This window comes from Halobellus sp., assembly GCF_042218505.1.
Taxonomy (GTDB): Archaea; Halobacteriota; Halobacteria; order Halobacteriales; family Haloferacaceae; genus Haloquadratum.
Window position 1 is genome coordinate 20,893 of sequence record NZ_JBDGQZ010000051.1, and the last position, 10,477, is coordinate 31,369.

Annotated in this window: 5 protein-coding genes; 4 read left to right on the plus strand and 1 reads right to left on the minus strand. The window is 61.9% G+C overall.

Features of this window, described 5'->3' with window-relative positions:
• Positions 1-69 precede the first annotated feature (69 nt).
• From ABEI27_RS13645 to ABEI27_RS13655, 3 genes are all read left to right on the plus strand, one after another.
• Positions 70-255: a hypothetical protein gene (locus ABEI27_RS13645; RefSeq protein WP_375799953.1), complete on the plus strand. Its 186-nt coding sequence runs from the start codon at positions 70-72 to the stop codon at positions 253-255.
• Between the two features lie 472 nt (positions 256-727).
• Positions 728-3,313, plus strand: coding sequence for a PD-(D/E)XK nuclease family protein (locus ABEI27_RS13650; RefSeq protein WP_375799954.1), 2,586 nt, complete (start codon positions 728-730; stop codon positions 3,311-3,313).
• Entirely contained in the window at positions 3,310-6,189 is a 2,880-nt protein-coding gene (locus ABEI27_RS13655) for a UvrD-helicase domain-containing protein (RefSeq protein WP_375799955.1), read from the plus strand. Before ABEI27_RS13650 ends, ABEI27_RS13655 begins: the two co-directional genes overlap by 4 nt.
• Positions 6,190-6,579: 390 nt before the next feature.
• On the opposite strand, the gene ABEI27_RS13660 is transcribed toward ABEI27_RS13655, so the two are convergent.
• Positions 6,580-8,145 (minus strand): ATP-binding protein, encoded by a 1,566-nt coding sequence (locus ABEI27_RS13660; RefSeq protein ID WP_375799956.1) that lies wholly within the window; start codon positions 8,143-8,145, stop codon positions 6,580-6,582.
• A gap of 334 nt (positions 8,146-8,479) precedes the next feature.
• Here ABEI27_RS13660 and ABEI27_RS13665 point away from each other — a divergent pair.
• A partial coding sequence (locus ABEI27_RS13665) for a VWA domain-containing protein (RefSeq protein WP_375799957.1) occupies positions 8,480-10,477 on the plus strand: 1,998 nt, incomplete at its 3' end.

The window sequence follows — 10,477 nt, forward strand, 5'->3', positions numbered from 1 at the left end:
TATCGGCTCGCTTTGCGACGTACAGCGACCGACGACCTATTGACCGTCCAGGGCGTAGGTTCATTCACGATGACCCAATACATCGTGGAGTTCGCCGACCCACACGTTCTCACTGATGACGACGACCGAACGCTGACCGTCAGCGGGTACGATGACTTTGGGAGTATGTACAGTTTCGAACTACCTGATGGCAATTCACGATCTGTCGGAAAGCAACTCGTCGAGAGCATCACCGAGGCCGACAGTCAGCAGTAGTTGCTGCAGCACTCGTGCCTGTTGATTGTCGTAACTACAACTGTGACAAGCGACGAATATAGCGGTCTATGGTCCAATTGCCGCCGGACTAGCCAGGAGTATCGGCGGTGCTGTCGAGTCCTGCTACTCATCTTGTTGATCGCCTACCGTTGTCGGTCGAAGACTGGACGCCGAGTCGGACGGTTGCCCGCTTTCAGCGGTTGGATAGGTACGTCTTTGTTGTAGAACGGTCGCCCGTTGGTTTCGGGGATGTGGCCCATCGCACTGATGATCTGCCAGCCTCCCGTGGCGATTTTCGGGGTCGGGGTGTCCACCCGTTCGTGGCTACTGCTGAGAGTTCGGGATTGAGCACTCCGGATAAACGGCGCAGCAGAATACTAGTCTGTCGAAATACACCAGTATGGACGGTTTCGTTGAGCCGTCGTTTATCTCTCGGTGAACTTTTATTAGCCGACGGCTGTCTCTTCCCGTCGTGTCATTTCCCCGGGCCAAAGCAATCGACGATCTCTACGAGGAGGTCGCCGGATACGACCTCGTCGTGGTGCCGGATGCGCCACTGGCCAGCGCGTTGAACCGCCGTATCGACCGGCCACATCTCGGCTCGTTCGCGATTCCGCCACGCCGTCTCGCGGCGGGTCGCCGGGAGGAGGCCGAGGACCGTATCGCCTTCCTCGAACTCGTCGAACAGACAGACATAGACTGGAAGTGTGGCGCCTACGCCATCGGGAACATCCTCCAATGCTGGGAGCACAACGGTCGTCTCGAGGCAATTCTCGATTACGACGAGTACGCCGATGACGCCACACGCCAGACCGTCGAGTGCATCGCTGGCCTCGAGACGACATCACAGCGACTCACTGAGTATCGCATCGACGACGGTCAGGACGTCGCCGTCGTCGGCGACGATCAACTGACCCAGCTGGAGCGCTCGATCCTCCCCGACGACTACGATGCGTACGACACGTTCGGGGAGCAGAAATTCAATCACCCACCGTTCCACATCTTCGACTCCTCGACGGCGATCGTCGACACGGTCGTCGATGCCGTCACCGAGGAGAACGCTGACGACGTCGCCGTCGTGCTCGATCAGGGGAGTGAATTCTCTGCACTCACCGAGTCTGCGTTCGAGGCTGACGACATCCCGTTCTACGGCGGCCCTGGATTCGTCGACCATCCTGATCACCGCACGTTCGTCCAGTTGCTTCGTGCTGCGCACGGCGGGACCGACACTCGCGTCGGCGAGATCCGACCGCTCCTCGCACGACTCGACGTCTCGCTGGACGTCGAACACGACGAGAAACGCCTGTACGAACTCGACGACCGCGAACTCGACTGGATCGTCGACTTCTGCGACCGCATCGAAGACCGGACCTTCGCCGAGGCACTCGACAGATTCGAGAACAGGGCAGACCGTCGACTCGACGCGTTCCGTGATGAGCTGGAGACGCTCGGCATCGCCCACGCACGCGCGACCGAACGCGCCGTGGACCAGCTCGTGTTCTACCTCCAGAGCTACGAGGTCCCCGTCGACCGCGAGAACGAGGGTGTGTTGCTTGCGGACGCGAAGTCGGCCGCCTACGTCGACCGCCCGGTCGTCTTCTACCTGGGACTCGACGAGGATTGGACGCACTCGGCGCCACGACGTCCCTGGGTCGACCAGGACGCCCAGTACACGCGTAACATCCAGCAGTTCCAGCTCCTCCTTCAGAGCGGGGCGACCCAATACTACCTCGTTCAGGATGCAAAAGGCGGCTCCCCGGTCACGCCGTGCCTGTACTTCGAGGAACTGCTCGACGAGGAGTTCGAACGATTCAGCGACCTGGATTCGGAAACGCACACGCGACGGTTCGATCGTTCCGGGGGCGGTTTCGAGACGGAACCGGTCGACGCCACCACCAAGGAAGTCTCGACGGTCAGCCAGTCGAGCCTCGGCACGTACGTGAACTCGCCTCGCGACCACTTCTTCGGGAGGCTCGTCGACGGTCCAGACAAGGACTACTTCAAGGAGGGGAACCTCTTCCACGACTTCGCCGAGTTCTCCATTCACCACCCGGACTTCGTCGACGAGGACATCATCGACGACGTCGTGGAGTACATCCTCGAAGAGACGCGGCCGTTCGTCCGATCGGTCGACGAAACGACTCGACGGACGAAGTACCGCGCTGGCCTGGAGACCACCGTCGCGTTCTTCGAGGAGAAGACGCCGGTCGACGGCGAGTTCCTCACCACCACGAGCGACTGGGGACGAAACGTCTTCGCCGAACGCTTCGACAGGCCCGTCGACTCTCCCATCACTGAACGGTGGTTCGAGAACGACGACCTGGGTCTGAAAGGCAAAATCGACCTGATTCACTCGCCGTCGCGGCTGGTCGACCACAAGAGCGGCCGTCGCAAGAGCGCCTCCCAGGTCGTCAAGAATTCGGCACTCAACCCGCCAGGCGATTCGCCGAACTTCCAGGCACTACTGTACCTCACGCACTGGCGCTCGCAGTATCCCGACCAGAAACTGAAGTTCACGTTCTTCCACTTCCTCGAGACGCTCGACGACGTCGTCGCGGGCGAGGTCGACCTCGACGACACGCTGACGACGGTTTCCTACTACCCGATGCCGTTCGACGAGTACGCCCGCTCGGAGGCGTTCTTCGACGAGTTGGTCGAGGACGGCGCGAACAACTGCCAGAAGACGCTCTCTCAGGTGGCCTACGAGGACTACGCCGCGGTCTTCGATGAGACGAATCTCCCAGAAACAACGGATAGTGACGAACTCATCGACTCGTCATTCGGCGAGACGCTGACTGCACGGATGAAAGACTGCGTTGGCGACTACAAGTACGTCGAGACGGGCTGTAAACAGGCGCTGCGCCAGGTAACGCGCGTCCGTGGACAGACGTTCTTCGAGGACGACCTCGACGCGTTCGAGGCGTTCGTCGACGAGCGCCTCGAGGAGTTGAATCGCCGGCGTACTGGGGAGGAGCGCTTCCCCGTGGAGGGGCTCGGCGGCGAGCCGAACTACCGCTACGTGGACAACCGCGATCTACTCTTGGAGGGTGACCGATGACCGACCTCGAACCGAACGACCAGCAACAGGACCTCATCGACAGCACGGACGGCCTCTACCTCGTCGACGCCGGCGCTGGAACTGGCAAGACGTTCACGGTGACGCGCCGCTACGCCAACATCGTCTCCCAGGATGGCGTCGACCCAGAGGACGTTCTCTTGGTGACGTTCACGAACAACGCGGCCGCCGAGATGAAAGAGCGCATCGTCGGCCACTGCCACTACGGGATGCGCGAACTCGCGGACGCCCCCATCCAGACGTTTCACTCGCTGTGCCACGACATCCTCGAAGAGCACGGTCACGCCGCGCCAACCTATTTCGGCATCGACGACCGCATCACCGGATCGACGCGCATCATCGAGGACGAACTCGTCGAACAAGCGCTGTTCGGCGAGTTCATCGACCGGTTCAGCGACGACCACCCCGAGTACGACGACGTCTTCCGCGCGCTCTCGGACCCGGACGAGCTGCTCGATCTCATCAATCAACTCGCAGCGAAGGGCGTGTTCCCCGACGCCGAGGGCTGGTATCGGGACGGCGAGCAGCACCTCGACGGCGACTTCGCGGCGTTCAAACGGCAGTTCGACGAGCTGAACGAACCGCGGAACGGCGGGAGCAAGCAGTCGCTGCTCCGGTCAAAGCTCGGTCGGTACGGTAGAAATAAGACCTACCTGCCTGATGCACCCGAGAAGTCGGAGATTCGCGGCAGCGGCAAGCAGGTCCCCGACGACCTCGCGCGACGCGTCTTCGAGGAGGACCGGGAGGAACTGAAGCAGTTCGTCCACGACGTCTACCACGAGTACCTGCGGTTCGCGCTGCGCCGGAACTACCTGAACTTCGGGATGCTCCAACTGTTCGCGTTCGTCCTGCTCTGCGAGAACCACGAGCTGCGCGACGACGTCGCGTTCGAGTACGTGATGATCGACGAGTTCCAAGACTCCAGCGAGATCCAGTTCAAACTCGCGCTCCTGCTCGCGGGGACGAACAACGTCTGCGTCGTCGGAGACTGGAAGCAGAGCATCTACAGCTTCCAGTACGCCGACGTCGACAACATCGTCGAGTTCGAAGACCGCCTCGATCGGTTCGTCGACCAGCTGAACAGCGACCACGAACGCATCTCGTTCCCGACGAGGCCCGTCACCACCATCGAACTCGTCGAGAACTACCGCTCCACCCAGGCGCTCCTGGACTTCTCCGAACACGCCCTGCGCGTCCCCGCAGCCAACCGCGACGAGGTCGACACGGATGCCGTCGACGACCGCATCGTCTCGCTGGAGTCGAATGCGGACCACGAGAACACGACCATCGAGGCCGTCCAGAGCGACGAGGAGCAGGAGGCGGTGCTGGCGAAGATCCAGGAGATCGTCGACAACGAGGACTACCGTGTCGAGGACGAGGACGGGGATCTCCAGTCGCCGCAGTACGGTGACATCGCTGTGCTAACCCGAACTCGTGACTTTGGGCGCGAGTTGCTGGGGACCGCCGAGGAGTACGGTTTGCCGATGGCGTACGAGGGTGGTATCGAGCTCTTCCGAACTGACCAGGCGAAGCTCCTGCTCGCCTGGCTGCGCATCCTCGAAGACGACGTCGACCGCGGCTGGGCGGTTGTACTCGAGCGATCGGGCTATACCCTCGACGAGATCGACGCGATCCTCGAGCGTGAGGCGTCCCCCGAGAATATGGCGTCGTTCCGCGAGGAACTGCGTTCGATGGAGACGCTCGGCGGCGTCGCACGGCGCGTGTTCGCTCGCTACGACTACGACGGACCGACCGCCGACGTGGTCCTCCACACGCTCCAGTCAGTCTACAACGCGACCACACAGACGCGCGGCGAACTCATCCGGTTCATCGAACGTGCAATCGAGGCCGGGAGTACCCACGAAGTGCACGCCGGTGCCGGCACGAACTCAGTGACGGTCCAGACGATTCACGCCACGAAGGGGCTTGAGTACCCTATCGTCATCCTCGCGAACATGAACAGCGGGCGATTCCCGCCAGGCGGCGGTGGTGGTGGCGTCATTCGCTACGACGACCCGGTCGGCTTGTGTCAACGCACGGTGTACTCGGAGGAAGCGCACGGGATGCCACACGTCTACGACAACTGGCAAACCGACGTCCTCCAGAAGTGTTTGCCTCGCGATTACGACGAGGAACGCCGACTTCTCTATGTCGCCATCACGCGGGCCGAGAGCCACGTCGTCTTCACCGCTGGCGAGGACCCGAACACCTTCATCGACGAATTCCCGGTTGAGGTGGAACAAGCCACTTTCGATGCCGTGGAGACCACGCAAGAGGAGTCAGAACAGACTGCGTTCCAGGTCGAGATGCCGATTCCAGAGGGACCACGAGGCCATACGCCACATACGCTTATGCGCGACGACGTCTTCGAGGACGTTGAGGGCGGCAGAGGGACTGAATTTGGGACGCAGGTCCACGACTTCGCCGAGGCGTACGCACTCAGTGAGGACGTTGAACCACGGAACACCGACGAAAAGCACGTGAAGCAGCTCCTCGATGACCTCGACGGCGAGTTGTTAGTCGAGGAGGACGCGTATCTGCCGCTCACGGTCAACGGCGAGCGGGTGACCATCTCAGGTATCGTCGATCTCATCCATCTGACGCCAGACTGCGTCGAGATCATCGACTACAAAACTGATCGCGGTCGGCACGGTGAACCGGAATACCGCAAGCAACTCAGCGTCTACTACCACGTCGCCGACGAACACTACCCTCACCACGAGGTCAGTGCCAGTATTCTCTATACGGAGACTGGTACCCGGCGAGACCTCTCCCCACTCGCCTTCGACGAAATTCAGAAGATTGTCAGGGACGCTGACTCAGGATCGAACACTGCCGTCGAGAGCGAACCCGAGTAGTTCTCTGACTGGCAGAACACATCGCCGATCATCTTTTTACCCGAGATTCGAGGCTGTCTCGTCCACTGCTCTCATCAATATTGTCAGGCACCCTTTTCGAGCGCGGAGACGTAGTCGTCGTTAGAACCGACGGCAGGGACAGTGGTGAGTTCGATAGAACGGCGGGTGTGGGTGCACGTTATACGTGCTGACGAATTTCGGACTGGGGTTCGTTGAGAAGGTCGTGCTCGAAACCGACTCGTCGTGCCGTCTTCCTCCTCTATTCTCCATTTATTCAATGACTGTTCTTGTATCCTCCCCGGCCCGCTGTCTCTCGCCTGCATCGAATAACCAGAGGTTGCACTAGCGGCGGAGATCAGCCACTCTCGCGTTCCAATCTCACGTCGTGATCTAGCACAGAAGCAAGTACAGCCAGTACGGCAGTTGGACGATTCCTGCCCCGACATCCTCAATTGGTTCGCTACCTCGAACCGTGTCGCCAGCGAGGATGAATCCAAGTGGCACGTCGTATGCTTCTTCGAACTCTCGAACGGCCTCGAGTGACTTCTCACGCTCGCGCGACCGATACGCTAGTCCGATCGGGACGGGGGTTCCGTCCACCTCGAAGACGAAGTCGACCTCACCCTCTCGCCCGCGCCAATACTGGACGGCTGGCGTCTCGTCATTGCCCTGGATGGCGTTGATCCCGTAGGCGAACCGCATCGTGTGGTCGAACGCCGCGACGCGGGCCAGGTCGGCCTCGCGGTCAAAATCGTTGCGGACGGTCGAGGCGTCGCCGTCGGCGAGCGCGGTCACCAGCCCTGTGTCACGGAGGTAGAGTCGCACCGACCGGGGGCGGCTATTGTCGTATTCGGTAACGCCGGTCAACAGGTATAGCTCTGCGAGGGCGGGAAGGTAGCTATCGGCGATCGTCCGCCGGTCGACGTCGAACAGTTCGACGAGGTCCTGATACCGGAACGGTTCGGCCCCCCGGTTCCGGGCGGCGAGCGCACAGAGGCGTTCGAGATCTGCGATCGTCTGAATCGATTCGAAGCCGGGAACCTCCTGGTAGAGGGCATCGCGAACGTCCTCGCGCAGCTGCGCGTAGTCATCCACCGTCAGGTCCGCTGCCGACTCGGCGGCGCCGTCAAGGTCGTAGCTGATGGTCCCGCCCATCGCGAGGTAGTCGACGACCTGTGACTGGATGCGTCGTTCGACGTCTGCAACCTTCTCGTACTTCTGCCGAAGCTCTGCGACGAGTGACTCGATCTCGCCACTCTGGAGAGCCGCTGGCAGGCTGTTCTCCCCGGTCCGGAGTGAGGTGGGACTCACGCGAGTGTCTTCTTCCTCAAGATCCGGATACAGCGTGAAGAGGTAGTCCCGGAACTTCTCGGGGAGAATGGGCTGGACATCGTAGTCTTCGGCCGGCATCGCGACGCTTTCGAGTTCCCGTTCGAGTTGAATGCCGGCGCTGGCGGTCACGACGACGTGTCGTCCCGGGACGTCCTCGAGCAATTCTGCGACGGGGACGCCCCACCCGTCGATGGTCGGCTTGTTCGGATGCTCGATCTGATGGACATCGTCGATTAGGATGAAGTGTGGGTGGTCTGCCTCGATGCGGCCGAGCACCCTGCTCTCGTAGTACCGAACTGCGCGTCGCAGCTGTTCGTCCGATTGGAGTTGGTAGAGCGGGTCGGCGTCGAAGGGAAGATAGAGGAATCGTTCCGGATCATCACCGGCCTCGATGCGATGGTGAATGAACTGGTGGAGGAGCGTGGTTTTCCCGACGCCCCGCCGTCCAACGAGGCCGAGAAGCGGTTGATCCTCGAACTGGCTGCCGGACTCGTCCGGACGGGCGAGATGATAGAAATCGCTCTTTTGCCGTGCCGGGAGTGAGAATGCCTCCGTCCCGTGCTCCCACCACGGATTATGATTGTGAAGCGCCCGGACGAGAGCATCACCAGCGTCGATAGGCATAGGTGTTGACTTACCGATGAGGCCCTCCGCAATGATTGTTCCGGCTTAATACTCGACAGTACAGCGGTGATTCCTACCAATAATCCGTCCTTCAGACCGTAACGTCTCCCCGAACCAGATTCAAAGAACAATACGATGCACTTTTGATTCTTAATTTCTCCTCTGTGTTGCTTTTCGGCGACGGATTTATATCACTATGTCGCACACTAGTACGTAAAGGGGGAAGATAAGACACATCGTAATGGCGGTAACCCCCCTCGTTTCCGGGGAAAGCGAACACACCGGTATCAATCACCCGCTGGCCGTCCGGGGAACGACAGGCCACACAGATACTATGGATACAACGTACGCCGACATCGAGGATGGGAAACGTCACGACATCGCGGTCGAGTTCATCACGCAGCGAGCCATCGACTGCGACGGAGAACACGTCCACCGCTTGCTGGTCGTCGATCAATCGGGGAAGCAGTTCACGGTAGTCGCCACGCCTGACAGCGAGGCGCTCCTGGGCCTGAAAACCGGGGCAACTCACCGTATCTCGGGGCTGCTGGGCGCTGCCCCTGTCACCTCAGCAGACGACATCAGGGCTGAGTGTCCTGATTGCGGAGGACGGCTTCGACCGGGACAGGTCGTCGATGCAGCTGGAGCAGCCGTCACGCAGGCTGCGTCACAGCTCTCCCTCGACGAATCGTTCGGAATCATCGATACCAGAGCGACCGTCCGTCGCGTTCGGGAGGACCGCTCGCTCGTCGACGACTGGACGCCGATGGACGACGACAGGTCGGTCACCCCACCCGACTACGTCTGTGCGTCCTGTGGGCGCCACGTCGACGCGTACGAACTTCGGGAGACCGCCGAGGCCGATCAGATGCTCGAAAATCAGGTGATGGAGAGCGCATCACCGGCGCCAGCAAGTGCGGACATGGCGAGCCCGGAGACGGTCGGACTCGCCGCTGGCGGGGCGAAAGACGTGGCCAACTTTCGGGAAAACGTCGCGAACGGGTATACGCCACAGCCGGAGGCGATCAGCGACGAGGGGCTGTTCTACGACTATCACTTCGAGACGGGCACGCGGACCGAATCGGACGCCCTGTTCGCGCCGCGCTACGCGGCTGCCGTGAGCGACCACCCGATCAGTGGGGAGACCGAGCGCTACCTATCGGTGGGGCTGGATTCGACGCTCTCGGTCGACGAGTTCGAACGACCGCGGCTGGATCTCGTCGCCGTCCTCGACGTCTCCGGGTCGATGGACAGCGCCTTCGACGCGTACTACTACGACGAACACGGCCGCAGGCACGAGGCCGAGGACGACGCGGCGACGAAGCTCGACGCGGCGACCCAGTCGCTGTGCGCGCTTACCGAGCAGCTCCGCGCCGAGGACCGCCTGGGCGTCGTCCTCTACAACCACCGCGCCCACGTCGCGAAACCCCTCCGTGATGTCGGAACGACGGATATGCCTGCGATCCGTCGCCACATCCGCGAGATCGCTGCTGGCGGCAGTACGAACCTCGCGGACGGGTTCGAGGCGGCTGTCGACATGTTGGTCGGCGGGACGCCCAGTCCTGACGTCGAGCGCCGTGTCGTCTTTCTGACCGACATGATGCCGAACACGGGGACGACGGGGGACAGCGAACTCACGCAGCTGTTCGCGGACGCGGCCGCCGAGGGCGTCCACACGACGTTCGTCGGGATGGGGCTGGACGCGAACGCGGAGCTAGCGGACACTCTGTCGGGCATCCGTGGGGCGAACCACTACTTCATCCACTCGGCCGCAGAGTTCGAGCGTCGGCTGGGCGAGGAGTTCGACTATATGGTTACCCCGCTGGTGTACGACCTGAACCTCGACCTCGACGCAGACGGCTACGAGATCGAGGCCGTTCACGGGTCGCCGTCCGCGGACGCCGCGACCGACCGCCTGATGCATGTCGGGACGCTGTTTCCCTCCGCCAAGCAGGATGGCGAAGCTCGGGGCGGCGTCGTCCTCGTCCGCCTCGAGCAGACGAGCTCGGACGCCGATCTCGATCTGGTCGCCTCGTGGACGGAACGGGACGGTGGTGAGTACACCGAGCGCGTTACCGTCGACGTTCCCGACGAGTCCAGCACATACGCCTATGAGGGCGTCCGGAAGGCCGTCGCGCTCGCCAGGTACGCTCGCGAACTCCGGACGTGGGCAGCTGACCTCCACGACCGCGCTGACGCCGCGACTGGCGTCGACGACTGGCTGTCGCCGGGCGCCTGCCGGCGCCCGGCTGCCCGTGGGAGCGACGATCCCACGCGGCTCCCCGACCAGCGCGGCCAGCACGAGCGCGAGTCCGTGCCGTTGGTCGTTCCT